Here is a 14439-nt window from a genome sequence, read left to right as displayed (position 1 = left end):
ATGAAAATAAAGTGTCTACTTATAAAGGAAAATTGTACCTGCTATACTGTAATCTGTAAAGGTGGTAAAAGACTATATTCACTGCAATAGACCGTTAAAATAAAGGAGGAGATCAATTGGGCAGTGTAGCTCGTTCACGTGATAATTGTCTCAAGTCTCATTCACCACAAGCGTTAGAAGTGGATTCCATGACCTTTATCTTATTTGGAGCAACAGGAGATTTAGCTAAAAGAAAAATTTTTCCTGCGTTATATAATTTATTTTTAGATAAAAAGCTTCCTTCTTCCTTTTCTATTGTTGGTACGGATAGAAGCAACTGGTCTGATGATGCCTTTCAAATATATGTAGAAGAATCAGTAAAGACTTTTTCAAGGCGCTTTAGACAAGGTGAATCCAAGATAAAAGAATTTCTTAAGACAGTTCGCTATCATAAAATGGATGTTACCAATAGTGATGGATATGACCAGTTGCTGCATGCTATTCAAGAAGGCGAAGCAGAATTAAATATTCCTGAAAATCGTCTTTTCTATTTATCAGTGGCTCCTGAATTTGTAGACGTCATTGCTTCAAATATAAACAGCGGCGGATTAGGATCTACAAAAGGCTGGAAACGTCTTATTATCGAAAAGCCTTTCGGACACGATTTACAATCTGCTCAAGTGTTAAATCAAAAGCTTACTGAAACGTTCAATGAAGAAGAGATTTATCGTATCGACCACTATCTAGGAAAACCAATGATCCAAAATTTGGAGGCTTTAGCATCTGCAAACCCTATTTTACAAGCACTATGGAATCATCACTACGTTGCAAATGTCCAAATTACAGCTAGTGAAACAGTTGGTGTAGAAGAAAGAGCGCCTTACTATGATCAGGCCGGTGCAATTAGGGATATGCTCCAAAACCATATGCTTCAAATGCTTATGATGACTGCCATGCAGCTGCCAAAGACACTTAACATCGCAAAGACTCGCCAACAAAAGATAAAAATTATGAAAAGCCTTCGTCCTCTACAAAAAGAGTTTATCCATTCGAACGTCATAAGAGGTCAATACGAAGCGGGAAAAATCCAAAATCGTTCCGTTATAGGATATAAAGATGAGCCCGGCATCAATGCTGCTTCCGTTAATGATACATTTATAGCAGTGCGGGTATGGATTGATCATGAGCTTTGGAAAGGAGTACCTTTCTATCTTCGCACAGGAAAAAGAATGAGTAAAAAATGCACGCGTATCGTCATTGAATTTAAACATCCTTTAAAGGATGTTTATACAGACGAAGAAGTTATTCCCAACCTTTTGGTTGTCGAAATCAGCCCAAATGAAGGTATATCACTGCAATTAAACAGCAAAAACCCTTTGAATGATAATAAAATCGAACCTATTTTTATCAATTTCTCAACAAATCAAAGAGAAGTACCCGAAGCTTATGAACTGCTGTTAGTTGATGCTTTACAGGGAGATTCCACATTTTTTGCTCATTGGGAAGAAGTTGAATTATCTTGGAAATGGGTGCAACCTATTTTAGAAGTTTTTAATGATGAACGTTTTCCTCTTCATTTTTATCCTGCGGGTACGATGGGACCAGCGGCTTCAAATCATTTGTTAGAAGACGACGGGTTTAAGTGGTGGTGATTACTTTTAATCTCGTTAAAAAGAGGCTGGGGTAAAAGCATTTTATTTGAAGAAAGATCCGAACGATGAAGCGAGATTCTTGATGGAGAATCCAACTCGTTCGGACTTTTTCACTGTGGTCGTAAACGTAGGTTTACTGCATGTAGTTGCTTCTAGTTGTTCGTATTTTCTTTATTTAATATCAGCCATTTGATTTTTCGATCTCGCTCTTTTCTTTCTTGTTCATCAACCAAATCATATTTCTTCAGCAAATGAAACATCTCGTTTAATGTTGTTTGCGAAGGATTTCGTACGAGAAACTCATGAAATAACGAGCGAATATCTTCTGGCAGCCATTGTGACTGCGAGTTAAACTTCTGCTGTACATCTTCTACCGAGTGGTCTAAATTACATTTACCCATACCTTTTCCTCCCTTTTTATGTAACTGTTTTACATTTTTTAGTCTTCTTTTTGTTTAAACGTACTTGGCATAACAACTGCTACAACTTCTCCGGTCGCAACAATGATGTCACTCGCGTATACTTCTGTTTTAACTCTCCATTTCTTCGGGTGAATTTCTTCAACCGTTCCTATTGCTTTTAGTACTTCACCCTGCGGCGTTGGTTTTTTAAAATCCACGTGGAGAGAACCGGTAACAAATCGCGGCGGCTCTGCTGAATCTCCTATTTCGTAGCCATTTTTACGGTATAGAGCAAGAGAAGCAGAGCCTGTTCCATGGCAATCAATCAGTGATGCAAGAAGTCCTCCATAAACAAATCCTGGTATAGCTGTATGTTCAGGCTTAGGTGTATAAAGGGTAATGGTTTTTTCTCCTAACCATCCTGTCCGAAAATGATAGCCTTCCTGATTTAATCGGCCGCATCCGTAACACCATGCAAAATCATCCGGATATTCGTCTTGAATCGCTTTTACTACTTTTCCCATGGTTCACCACTCCTTTTTTCGGAATATTTTAACACATTTTCTTCTACAATCGTTAGAACTAAACGGACTATTTTCAAGCTTAAATAACTAAAAACCATAATAGAAGAAAAGCCTCACTTAAAAAGTAAGTGAGGCTTTATAATTAAAATTCTTCATAAGCAGAGGGGTCTTGATTATTAAGTCTTCCATCCTCGCGATTTAATTCTGAAATCATATTCATCTCAGTTTCATCTAAAGAAAATGAAAAAATGGATATGTTTTCAAGCTGCCGCTTGCGAGATGACGATTTTGGAATTGAAATCGCTCCTAGCTGATAATGCCATCGCAAAATTACTTGTGAAACTGTTTTATTATGACGGTCGGCAATTTGTTTAATTGTTTCATTTTCTAAAACAGCACTTGCTCGCCCTAGCGGACTCCAAGATTCAATTTGAATGTTTTTCTCCTGATACCAATTTCGATATTGATGTTGATTAAAAAAAGGATGCAGTTCTATTTGATTGATACTTGGCAAAATGCCGGTCTCTTTTTCCAAGCGCTCAACATGCTCGGGAAGAAAATTACAAACACCAATTGAACGAATTAAGCCCCAGCGCTTCGCATCAATCAATGCTTGCCAAGCTTCTACATAATGATCTTGTTTAGGATTAGGCCAATGAATAAGATACAAATCGTAATAGTCTAAATTCGCGCGATATAAAGATTCTTGGATAGTAGGAATTGCTTTATCATACATATGGTAGCGCCCTGGGAGTTTAGATGTAACGAATAGTTCTTGTCTAGAAACCGGTGTTCTTCGAAGAGCTTGGCCCACGGTGCCTTCATTTTCGTAATTATAAGCTGTATCAATTAGACGATACCCTACATCAATCGCACTCGTTATAGCGTTGACTCCTTCATTTCCGTTAAGCTTATATGTACCAAAACCTATAGCAGGCAAGGTTACCCCGTCATTAAGGGTTATTTCAGGAATTACTTTACTCATTATTATCCACTCCTTTCGATCATGCCCTAAGGTTAGCATATATTATCCAATACTTGAATAAATTTGCACCACTCATTTTCACAAAGGAGTGATGCTTTCAAACAATCAAAAAAGTGATTACGGAGAAACCTCCGTTTTAAACTCATTAACTTCGCACTTTTCTGTTTCTTTCTTGTTTTTAGTTAACGTAAAGAAAGCTACAAAACCTAAAAGCGCCGTACTAAATAAAATAGCAGCCATCGGAATCGCTGTGGTTTCGTTAATACCCACTAAAGGAGAAACAATTGATCCTAAAGTTAGCGGAAGCATGCCTAACACGGCACTCGCACTTCCTGCTCTATGTCCTTGATTTTTCATTGCCAATGTCACCGAGCCTGTGATCGTCATTCCTATAGAGATCATGTAAATAAAAATGGGAATAACAATCGTAGCTAGCGGCCCTTTAAGCATGGTCATGATAAGAAGTACGCTAGTAGCACTTACAGCCGTAATCACGGCAATGCGAAGCAGGCTTCTTTCATGAAGAATTCCGCTAAAGCGCCCTATAATAAAGCTTCCAGTCACAATGGCCAAGCCGTTAATCCCAAACAAAATGCTGAAAATTTGCGGAGAAACATGGTAGATCCCTTGATAGACAAATGGAGTGCCTGATACATAAGCAAAGCTTCCTCCGTGGACCAGTCCGACAATTAAGGCATACCCAATAAAAGAACGGTCTTGTAATAAACTGCCCATCGTGCGAACGGAATGACCAATTGAGCTTGGCGTTCTATTTTCAATTGGCAAAGTTTCTTTTAAACGCATTGAGATTGTTAGAACAATTAAAAGACCTATTAAACTTAAAAACAAGAAAATAGTATGCCAGCTTGCAAAAGGAAGAAGTAAAATAGCACCTCCGGCCATTGGTGCTATCATTGGCGCAAAGGCATTGATAACCATTAACAGAGCAAAAAACTTCGTAAGCTCTCTTCCACTAAAAACGTCTCTGACAATGGCTCGAGAAAGAACAACTCCTGCCGAAGCCGTAAACCCTTGTAAAAAGCGTGCGATGACTAAAGCTGTAATAGTAGGAGCCAAAGCACAGAGCAAGGACGATATCATAAATAAAGAGATGGAGATAAGTAAAGGCCGTTTTCGTCCCTTCGCATCACTGATTGGACCGATCACGATTTGACCAATGGCAAGGCCTAATAAACACGATGTTAAACTAAGCTGAACAAGTGAAGCTCGCGCATCTAAATGATCAGCAATAGCAGGGAAACTTGGCAAATACATATCGATATTAAGGGGACCTAATATCGCAAGCGTGCTGAGGAGAAACGCCAATCCTAGACGTTTTTTTCCAGTTGGGTTATGAAGCATAATAGCAGAGCACCTTCCTCACCTAAATATTGTATTTTTACAGATAACCTTTAGTCTATTGAAAGGCATCTCTTCTGTCTAGGACATTTGTCTAAAGATGTAGGTAAAGTTCTATTCGCAAAAAAGGATGTATGAGTGATGACATGCGGTTGATATTCAAAAAACAACGCCTGAAATATCCTTAAGATACTTCAAGCGTTGTTTGAACGTTTGTTATATACTATCTAATGCCTGCTGTAAATCTCTCATAATATCTTCCCATGCTTCCAGTCCAACTGATAAACGAAGGAGTTCGTTTGAAATTCCCATTTCTTTCCGAGTTTGTTCCGGCACAACTGCATGCGTCATCGAGGCAGGATGCTGAATAAGTGTTTCAGCATCTCCAAGACTCACCGCAATAGAAATGAGCTTAAGCTGATTAACCACTTTTACGGTTTCTTCATAACCTCCTTTCACTTCAAAGGAGAGAAGCCCCCCTCCTTTTTTCATTTGCTTTTGCATGAGAGAATAAGCAGTGCTTTTTTTATCACCTGGATAATAAACGGCTTTCACCTTGGGGTGGAGACTTAATTGTTTTGCGATATGTTCAGCATTCTCACAGTGACGATCCATTCGAACGGCCAGCGTTTTTAAGCCTCGGAGTAATAGCCAAGCATCAAACGGTGAAAGAATGCCTCCGATATCTTTTTGCGTCGTTTTGCGCAGTACGGAAATAACTTCTTCGTTCCCTACTACAATTCCTGCTACAACATCTCCGTGTCCACCAATAAATTTTGTTGCGCTATGAATGACTAAGTCGCACCCAAGCTTCAGCGGCTGTTGCAAATAAGGAGTTGAAAAGGTATTGTCTACTACCACAGGAATTCCTTTTTGTTTAGCGATAGAAGCAACTAACTCTAAATCTACTAAAGTCATAGTCGGGTTAATCGGTGTTTCAATATAAATACATGCTGTATCTTTTCTGATAGCAGCAAGAATTTCTTCCTCAGTTTCCAAGTTGGAGAAAGAATGATGGATTTGATATTTTTCCTCAAGCATTTCTAAGAGACCAAATGTGCATCCATACACTCCTTTAGAACATAAAATATGATCGCCTGCTTTTGTAAGTCCAATCAATACAGCGGATACTGCAGCCATTCCCGATCCAAATGCCAAAGCGGCTTCTCCTTCTTCAAGCTGTGCCATACGCTCTTCTAAAATGGTGACCGTTGGATTCGATAACCGGGAATATACATAACCATCTTCTGCTCCGCTAAACCGGTTTGCACCTTGTTCTATAGATGAAAATGTAAATGTAGACGTTTGATAGATAGGCGGAGCTAAGCTATCAAAATGATGTTTTGATTCATACCCTGCGTGAATGGCTTTTGTTTCAAACTGATATTTCTCTTTTTCGTTCATACGGCTTCCCCCTTATGCACACAAGCACTATGTCATTTCTGAAAAATGTAAGCGTTTTCTTTTATTATATTTCTCTTTTCTTTTTTCGTTCCCTGCCTCTCCATGTAGATAATTCCACCGTAGAGAAAGAAGCGACATGCACCCTGCACCTCGCTTTACTTCATCATTTGTTTAATTAGTGCTGAATTACGTTTTTTGAATACTTCATTATGAGAAGAAACCATAGCCGCCTTAGCAGCAGAGGGCTGAACGAATTTTTTTGCTTTGTTTACGGCATTAGCAGCGTCTTGAAAAGCACCTGTAATCAAATGGACTTTTCCTTCGTGCATGAGAATATCTCCCGCTGCATACACGCCTTCTACAGACGTTTCGCTTGCTGCATTACCTGCGATGTAATAGTCATCAATAGTTTTGATATGTAGTTCACTGCCCTTTAACAGCTCTGTGTCTCTTTCATAGCCGTGATTAATAATAACTTCGTCAATCGGCAAGTAAGCAATTTCACCGGTTTGATGATTAGTCAGTTCAACTTTTTCTATAAATTCATGCGTCGCATCAGCCACTAATTTTGTAATAGATGTGTTAAGCAGACACCGAGCTGAGCTATTTATTAATTGTCTCACTTGTGCTTCATGACCATTTAGTTCGCTGTTTCGGTACGTAATATACACTTTTTTAGCAACGGGCTCTAGCTCATTTGCCCAATCAATGGCTGAATTGCCTCCACCGGAAACAATCACCGTTTTATTTTTAAAATGCTGCAGAGATTTAACTGTATAGTTTAAGTTTGTTACTTCAAATCGTTCTGCTCCTTCAATTTTGAGCTTTTGCGGGTTTAAAATACCTCCTCCGACAGCAAGGATAATAGTTTTAGAGTAATGATGTTCACCTGAAGAACTCGTTAGCTGGAAAATACCATCTTTTAAGCGAGAAATGGATTCAATCTTCTCATTTAAAACAACAGTTGGATCAAACGTCAGCCCTTGTTCAACAAGCTGTTCAATAAGCTTTGCACCAGCCACAGGAGTTTGTCCGCCCACATCCCAAATCATTTTTTCAGGATAAACGTGAAGCTTCCCGCCTAGCTTTGGCTGATATTCAATCAGCTTTGTTTTCATTTCTCTTAGTCCACTGTAAAAGGCCGAGTAAAGGCCAGCCGGTCCCCCGCCGATAATTGTCACATCAAAAAGTTCATGGTGTGTCATGCACGTTCACTCCTTATAATCAACCGTTATTGATTATCATTCTCATTTAAATATACATCTTCTTCACCGTTTTGACAATAAAAATAACTATTGACATACGAAAACGTTCGAATTATAGTATGTAAAGAAAACGATATTGATAATCATTATCATATATTTGTTGTATTAAATATAAACGGAGGTTCAGATATGGTTCGCCTATATACAGAGAAATTACATATTAGTTATGGTGAACGTCTAATAGTAAAGAATTTAAGCGTTAACATTCCAGACAAAAAGATTACAACGATTATTGGTTCCAACGGATGCGGCAAATCAACGCTTTTAAAAGCCATTACCCGCATTATTTCTCATCAATCTGGTTCCGTTATTTTAGATGGGGAAAACATTTCAAAAGAACATACAAAATCACTCGCTAAAAAAATGGCCATTCTCCCTCAAACGCCGGAAAGTGCCAGTGGGTTGACTGTTGGCGAGCTCGTGTCTTATGGGCGCTTTCCCTATCAAAAAGGTTTTGGACGTCTATCAAAAGAAGACTATCAAACGATTGACTGGGCGCTTGAAGTCACCGGCATAAAAGACTACAAGTTTCGTCTCGTTGACTCTCTTTCAGGCGGTCAACGTCAGCGAGTGTGGATTGCAATGGCTTTAGCTCAAGAAACCGACATTATATTCCTCGACGAGCCGACTACCTACTTAGATATGGCCCATCAGTTAGAAGTGCTTGAGCTGCTTCAAAAACTAAACAAAGAGCAAGAACGTACCGTCGTAATGGTGCTTCACGATTTAAATCAAGCCGCTCGCTTTGCAGATTATATTATCGCTTTAAAAGATGGAGAAATTGTTAAAGCTGGAACGTGTAACGAAGTTATTACGCATGACGTTCTAAAAAAAGTGTTTCATATCGACGCTGAAATCGGACGAGACCCGAGAACCAATAAACCAATGTGCATCACGTATAACTTATTAAGAGGAGATAACTAAATGAAAAAATTACTGCTTCCATTCATGCTCATATTCGTACTACTTATTAGTGCCTGCAGCAGCGGTTCAACTGAAAGCAAAAACGATTCTAATAAAGGAAACAGCGGATCCAAGACAATCACATATCAATCTGAAGACGGTCCTGTAAAAGTTCCGGCTAACCCGAAACGTGTCGTAGTGTTAGGCTCTTACGCAGGTAACGTCATGTCGTTAGGTGTCAATATTGTCGGAGTTGATTCGTGGTCTAAAATGAATCCCCGCTTTGAAAAGAAATTAAAAGGCGTTGAAGAAGTATCAGATGAAAATTTAGAAAAGATCATTAAATTAAAGCCCGACCTAATTATTGGCTTATCTACTACAAAAAACGTTGATAAATTGAAAAAAATTGCTCCTACCGTTACGTATACATACGATAAAGTAGATTACCTTACTCAGCATGTAGAAATCGGAAAACTATTAAATAAAGAAAAAGAAGCACAGTCATGGGTAAACGATTTTAAAAAGCGTACGGCAAAAGCTGGTTCTGACATCAAAGCTAAAATTGGCGAAGATACCACGGTTTCAGTTATTGAGAACTTTGACAAGCAGTTGTATGTGTTTGGCGATAACTGGGGACGCGGAACGGAAATTCTTTATCAAGAAATGAAATTAAAAATGCCAGAGAAAGTAAAGAAAATGGCTTTGAAAGATGGATACTATGCGATTTCGCCAGAAGTTCTTCCTGAATATGCCGGAGATTATTTAATCTTCAGCAAAAACCAAGATGGAGATACATCATTTGAGAAAACAGATACGTACAAAAATATTCCTGCTGTAAAGAATAATCACGTATTTGAAGCAAATGCAAAAGAATTTTATTTTAATGATCCAATCACATTAGATTATCAACTAGATTTCTTTACTCAAAAATTTCTTGGCAAGTAATTCATTCAAGAGGAATTCTTTTTAGAATTCCTCTTACTTTGTTTTACTAAATTTATTCTTATATGAAAAGATGGGTGTTTTATGAAAATAGACAATCAGCGGTTCATTCCTTTCTTATATAAATTAATAGGTATGCTGCTCGTATTCATCGTAATGTTTGGTCTTTCCATGGTTTTTGGTGCTGCTGACATATCGATAAAAGATGTGTGGCTAGCACTTTCATCAAGCAGTGTAAACGAACAGATTTCGATCATCCGAGATATTCGCCTACCTCGTGAAATCGCCGCTGCTTTTGTTGGCGCTGCTTTATCAGTATCAGGGGCGATTATGCAAGGTATGACAAAAAATCCTCTTGCAGATCCAGGACTTTTAGGCTTAACTTCTGGCGCAAATGCAGCTTTAGCTGTAACCATTGCCTTTATCCCTTCTGTAAATTATTTAGGTATTACGATTGCTTGCTTTATTGGAGCTGCGGTTGGCGCAATTTTGGTGTTTGGAATTGCTGCTATAAAAAGAGGTGGTTTTTCTCCGCTTCGAATTGTACTAGCCGGGGCTGCCGTTTCAGCGTTTCTTTATGCGATTGGAGAAGGCGTCGGTATTTATTTTAAAATTTCAAAAGATGTATCGATGTGGACTGCTGGCGGAATGGTAGGCACTTCTTGGGAACAGCTTCAAATCATTGTTCCCTTTATTGTCGGAGGTATATTCATTGCCCTTTTGCTTTCTCGGCAGCTTACTATTTTAAGTTTAAATGAAGAAGTTGCTGTGGGGTTAGGTCAGCAAACAACAAAGGTCAAAACCATTTTATTTGTTGTCATGGTTCTTCTTGCAGGTGCTTCTGTTGCGCTAGTCGGAAACATGGTGTTTATCGGCTTGATGATTCCTCATATTGTACGAGGAATTGTAGGAACCGACTATCGTTATATTATCCCTATGTCGGCTATCACTGGCGCAGCGTTTATGCTGCTCGCTGATACGTTGGGCCGAACCGTAAGTGCGCCTTATGAAACACCAATAGCAGCAGTTGTATCCATGATTGGTTTACCTTTCTTTTTAATCATTGTTCGTAAAGGAGGAAAAGCATTCTCATGATCCACCCAGCCCTTATTAGAAAACAACGAATAATTATGATGCTGCTCACTGTTTTGATTCTTGGAACGATTGTGATAGGAGTGGGGCTTGGTGATGCCTCCCTTCCTTATAATAAAGTGTTTCCTACTCTTTTTGGCAAAGGGAATTTTGCGGATGAGTTTGTTCTTTTTTCAATTCGACTTCCGCGAATTATCATTACTCTTTTAGCAGGAATGGCTCTAGCTTTATCAGGCGCTATCTTACAAGGTGTTACGCGCAATGATTTAGCGGAACCTGGAATTATAGGAATTAATTCGGGAGCAGGCCTCGCAATTGCCGTATTCTTTTTATTTTTTCCAATTGAAGCTGGCTCTTTCGTGTATGCTCTTCCGTTAGTAGGGTTCATCGGCGCCTTGTTTACAGCTGGCCTTATCTACCTTTGTGCATATAGTAAAAGCCAAGGGCTGCAGCCTGTAAAGTTTATTTTAACAGGCGTAGGTTTTTCGATGGCTCTTTCTGGAATGATGGTGGTGATTATGTCATCAGCTGATCATGCTAAAGTTGATTTTATTGCTAAATGGATTGCAGGAAACATTTGGGGGACAGACTGGCCTTTTATATGGGCACTTCTGCCTTGGCTTCTTGTCTTGATTCCTTTTATATTGTACAAAGCAAATTCATTAAATATTTTTAACTTAAATGAAGCTGCAGCTATTGGAGTCGGCATCGCTATAGAGAAAGAACGTGTAACATTGCTTTTAGCAGCGGTTGCATTAGCGGCAGCCGCAGTTTCAGTTACAGGCGGGGTTGCCTTTATTGGGCTTCTTGCTCCTCATATTGCCAAAGGCTTAGTCGGACCGAGAAACCAGCTTTTTATTCCCGTTGCTATTTTACTTGGCGGCTGGCTTTTGCTGATTGCAGATACAATAGGACATAACATTGCCGATCCTAACGGTCTACCAGCAGGAATTATTGCTGCCGTAATCGGTGCTCCTTACTTTATTTATTTGCTTTTGAAAAGATAATAAACGAGGCTGAGAAATAACGAACCACTAATCAAACATTTCAATTAGTGGGTCGTTTTTCACTTGGGCTAAAATACTTTTATCTCAGCTTTATTTTTGCTTTTTTTGTCTCTCATCTGCAGCGTTCGCTCTAGCCTGAGCTTCTAAATCGTCTTGGTCTGCTAATTCACGAGAAAACTCTTCGTCTACTCCATCTGCTTTAGATGCAGGATAATCCGCTACCTTTTTTAATTGTTTTTTCAACTCTTTTTCATTCATTATAAACACTCCTTTATTCTAGACTGTTACTAGTATGCGTTTGTCGTTTCTGCACTATGTGGAGAAAGAAGGAATTTTACCAATAAGACCGAAAGCATACGTAATAAGAAAAAGAAAGGACGTTTTATATGATCATCATTATTACACTCTCTATTATCATTGTATTTGTTATTTTACTGCTATGCATAGTTACTACTTCGAAAGCTTATGATTACAAACATACGGTAGATCCGCTTACAAAAAAACAAGACGAAAAAAAGTAGGTGCGCTCGTTTCACACCTACTTTTTGTATTAACCTTGCAGTGTTTTTAAATCATCATCGTTCAATTGAAATGCTTGCTTAATTTTGTCTTCCAAGTTTTTTGTTACTCTTCGCTTCCCCACTTCAACCAGTGCAATTAAAGAAAAGCTGCAGTTCACTGCTTGAGCAAAGTTTCGCTGATTCATATTGTAGTTTTTCCGAATGTTTTTTACCATTTCTTTATTCATTTACACTCACTCCGCTTAACTCAATATACTTTTTTCTACTCAAGTTCAAGTCACATGTTCATCTAGCTGTCGACAGAGCGTGAGAAATTGCTGCTGTTCTTCTTCTTTATAGCAAGCAAACAGTTTTTCAACCCCTTGCTGCATGTCTTTTTCAGCAGCTTGAATCACTTGTTTCCCTTTGTTTGTAAGCTCGACCATAACTTTACGCCGATCTCTTTTTGAATGGTAGCGCTCCACAAGATTCAATTCATACAAACGTGTAATCGATGCTGTAATAACACTTGGGCTCGCCTTTATCTCGTCTGCCACTTTGGTGACAGGCATTGTACGTGCACGTTCAACAATCAGTAAAATATGATATTGAAAAGGGGTAATTCCGTAATGATGTAAAAGGCTTTTTACATTTGTCATTACTTTTTTGTTTAAAGATATTGAAATTCTTTGAATTTCTTCACCAAATATCAATGGATCCATCCACCTCACCACCCCTTTCTCTCCAACATTTTTATGAGGAACTTTTGATTCTATAGCACCTTATGAATTTATACTTTTAGGAGCTGGAAGCATACGAATATCTTCCTCTTGAGCTTCTGATTTCTTTTCTTGGACTACTTTATCTTTACGTACGTCACGAAGGAAGAAACTTAGAATTAAACCGATAACAGAAATTGCTGTTGCCCAGTAAAAGGCATCGTTAATACCTTGGATCGTACCTTGCTGCGTCATTTTTCCAGATAAAATCGTCAGCGCTTGCTGCTGAGCCGCATCTTGTGATAAATGCAAAGTAGCAGCTACCTTTTGTACAAATAAATGAAAGCTGTTCATAAAGAATGGATCAGACGTATTCATGGAACTGCTGATTTCATTTACATGATACGTTGTACGATTCGTAAAAATGGTCGTCATTAAACTAATACCAATTGAACCACTTACTTGACGAAGCGTATTAGACATTGATGTTCCGTGACTGCTTAGTCGCTGCGGAAGCTGATTCAAACCGGCTGTCATAATCGGCATCATTAAGAGTGACATACCGAACGAGCGGATAATATAAATCGCTAAAATATGAGTAAACGGTGTAGCCATCGTCAGCTTCGTAAATTCAAACGTTGAAATAGATGTAATGAGCATACCAACGATTGCTAGCGGACGAGGTCCAACTTTATCAAACAATGTACCTGAAATCGGCGACATAACCAGCATAACAAGTGCGCCAGGAAGCAGCAGCAGCCCTGAATCAAAAGCAGAATATCCGCGGATATTTTGCAAGTAAATTGGAAGCAAGAACATACCTGCGTACATACTGATTGTAATCGCAATACTAATAATATTTGATAGTGAAAAAATATTATATTTAAACACGCGCATATCCAATAGCGGCTTTTCAGATTTAATTTGTTGAAGAACAAATATAATTAAAAGAACTGCCCCGCCAATGATTGTAGAAAGAACAACTGAATCCGTCCAGCCGTCATTTCCAGCTTCACTAAATCCGTAAAGCAATAATCCCATACCTGCAAGTGATGTCACAACAGAAGGCATGTGAACTTTTACATCCTTTGGAGGCTGAATGTCTTTTAATTGAAAGAAAGCAATAATTAATACAATGGCACCTAATGGCACCATGCCGTTAAAAAGGATGTGCCAATCATAGTTTTGAATAACCCATCCAGATAACGTTGGTCCAATAGCCGGTGCGAACATCATGGCTAAACCAAAAATCCCCATCCCTTTTCCTCGCATGTGAGGAGGGAAAATAAACACAATAATGGTCATAACAAGAGGCGATAAGACACCTCCGCCAATAGCTTGAATTAAACGGCCGGTAAGCATAATCGAAAACGTAGGTGCAATTCCGCAAATCAATGATCCTACTGTAAAACAAAACATTGCAAATAAGAACAAGCGACGCACACCAAATCGTTCAATTAAAAAAGCTGAAAGCGGAATTAATGCCCCGTTCACAAGCATATATCCAGTTAACAACCACTGAGCTGTATTTGCCGTTACGCCAAACTCAGTAATCAAATGCGGGATGGCCACGTTCAGTAACGTTTGGTTTAATATCGCAAGAAACAAACCAAGCATTAAAACAATCAATAGCGGAATATGCTTTTTGATGGATCCATCACTTGTGTTTTCTATACTGGCTGTCATCATATTTCCTCCCTTCTTGAA

The 14439-nt window shown here is 38.8% G+C and carries 16 protein-coding genes; 6 read left to right on the top strand and 10 right to left on the bottom strand.

Annotated features, from left to right (window positions below; all coding sequences use genetic code 11):
- Positions 1 to 116: 116 nt before the first annotated feature.
- Entirely contained in the window at positions 117 to 1631 is a 1515-nt protein-coding gene (zwf, locus tag BG04_RS19065; RefSeq protein WP_080743091.1) for a glucose-6-phosphate dehydrogenase, read from the top strand.
- 152 nt (positions 1632 to 1783) lie between these two features.
- Here the strand turns inward: zwf and BG04_RS19060 are convergent, their stop codons facing one another.
- The 6 genes from BG04_RS19060 to BG04_RS19035 form a co-directional block, all read right to left on the bottom strand.
- Positions 1784 to 2032, bottom strand: coding sequence for a hypothetical protein (locus BG04_RS19060; protein WP_013082444.1), 249 nt, complete (start codon positions 2030 to 2032; stop codon positions 1784 to 1786).
- 38 nt (positions 2033 to 2070) lie between these two features.
- The gene (locus BG04_RS19055) at positions 2071 to 2556 is read right to left on the bottom strand and encodes a PaaI family thioesterase (protein WP_034653271.1); all 486 of its coding nucleotides are present in this window, start codon (positions 2554 to 2556) and stop codon (positions 2071 to 2073) included.
- Positions 2557 to 2698: 142 nt separating this feature from the next.
- Entirely contained in the window at positions 2699 to 3541 is an 843-nt protein-coding gene (locus BG04_RS19050) for an aldo/keto reductase (RefSeq protein WP_016763559.1), read from the bottom strand.
- Positions 3542 to 3658: 117 nt separating this feature from the next.
- On the bottom strand, positions 3659 to 4903 hold the full coding sequence (locus BG04_RS19045) for a Bcr/CflA family efflux MFS transporter (RefSeq protein WP_016763558.1): 1245 nt from the start codon (positions 4901 to 4903) through the stop codon (positions 3659 to 3661).
- 213 nt (positions 4904 to 5116) lie between these two features.
- On the bottom strand, positions 5117 to 6304 hold the full coding sequence (gene megL, locus BG04_RS19040) for a methionine gamma-lyase (protein ID WP_034653272.1): 1188 nt from the start codon (positions 6302 to 6304) through the stop codon (positions 5117 to 5119).
- A 155-nt stretch (positions 6305 to 6459) separates the two neighbouring features.
- The gene (locus BG04_RS19035; protein ID WP_016763555.1) at positions 6460 to 7509 is read right to left on the bottom strand and encodes an NAD(P)/FAD-dependent oxidoreductase; all 1050 of its coding nucleotides are present in this window, start codon (positions 7507 to 7509) and stop codon (positions 6460 to 6462) included.
- 189 nt (positions 7510 to 7698) lie between these two features.
- On the opposite strand from BG04_RS19035, the gene BG04_RS19030 reads away from it, so the two are divergent.
- From BG04_RS19030 to BG04_RS19015, 4 genes are all read left to right on the top strand, one after another.
- Complete coding sequence (locus BG04_RS19030) at positions 7699 to 8493, top strand: ABC transporter ATP-binding protein (protein WP_034653274.1); 795 nt, start codon at positions 7699 to 7701, stop codon at positions 8491 to 8493.
- A complete protein-coding gene (locus BG04_RS19025; protein WP_016763553.1) occupies positions 8494 to 9417 on the top strand; it encodes an iron-hydroxamate ABC transporter substrate-binding protein in 924 nt (307 codons plus the stop codon). It abuts the gene before it with no gap.
- A gap of 81 nt (positions 9418 to 9498) precedes the next feature.
- Positions 9499 to 10509 carry a FecCD family ABC transporter permease gene (locus BG04_RS19020; RefSeq protein WP_034653276.1) on the top strand — a complete coding sequence of 337 codons (1011 nt, stop codon included), beginning with the start codon at positions 9499 to 9501 and terminating at the stop codon, positions 10507 to 10509.
- Positions 10506 to 11513: a FecCD family ABC transporter permease gene (locus tag BG04_RS19015; protein WP_034653278.1), complete on the top strand. Its 1008-nt coding sequence runs from the start codon at positions 10506 to 10508 to the stop codon at positions 11511 to 11513. Before BG04_RS19020 ends, BG04_RS19015 begins: the two co-directional genes overlap by 4 nt.
- Positions 11514 to 11603: 90 nt before the next feature.
- On the opposite strand, the gene BG04_RS29880 is transcribed toward BG04_RS19015, so the two are convergent.
- The gene (locus tag BG04_RS29880; protein ID WP_013082434.1) at positions 11604 to 11771 is read right to left on the bottom strand and encodes a YfhD family protein; all 168 of its coding nucleotides are present in this window, start codon (positions 11769 to 11771) and stop codon (positions 11604 to 11606) included.
- 128 nt (positions 11772 to 11899) lie between these two features.
- Between BG04_RS29880 and ytzI the strand changes: the two genes are divergently transcribed.
- Positions 11900 to 12034, top strand: a complete 135-nt coding sequence (gene ytzI / locus BG04_RS29875) for a YtzI protein (protein ID WP_016763550.1) — start codon at positions 11900 to 11902, stop codon at positions 12032 to 12034.
- Between the two features lie 29 nt (positions 12035 to 12063).
- Here the strand turns inward: ytzI and BG04_RS19010 are convergent, their stop codons facing one another.
- From BG04_RS19010 to BG04_RS19000, 3 genes are read right to left on the bottom strand one after another with little or no spacing between them, the layout of a single operon-like run.
- Positions 12064 to 12261, bottom strand: a complete 198-nt coding sequence (locus BG04_RS19010) for a helix-turn-helix domain-containing protein (RefSeq protein ID WP_016763549.1) — start codon at positions 12259 to 12261, stop codon at positions 12064 to 12066.
- Positions 12262 to 12306: 45 nt separating this feature from the next.
- Positions 12307 to 12735 carry a MarR family winged helix-turn-helix transcriptional regulator gene (locus BG04_RS19005; RefSeq protein ID WP_034653280.1) on the bottom strand — a complete coding sequence of 143 codons (429 nt, stop codon included), beginning with the start codon at positions 12733 to 12735 and terminating at the stop codon, positions 12307 to 12309.
- Between the two features lie 60 nt (positions 12736 to 12795).
- Positions 12796 to 14421, bottom strand: a complete 1626-nt coding sequence (locus tag BG04_RS19000) for a DHA2 family efflux MFS transporter permease subunit (RefSeq protein ID WP_034653282.1) — start codon at positions 14419 to 14421, stop codon at positions 12796 to 12798.
- Positions 14422 to 14439: the final 18 nt, after the last annotated feature.

Source organism: Priestia megaterium NBRC 15308 = ATCC 14581 (assembly GCF_000832985.1).
GTDB classification, from domain to species: Bacteria; Bacillota; Bacilli; order Bacillales; family Bacillaceae_H; genus Priestia; species Priestia megaterium.
The sequence above is the reverse complement of the archived record's forward strand: the minus strand, read 5'-3'. Positions and strand labels throughout refer to the sequence as shown.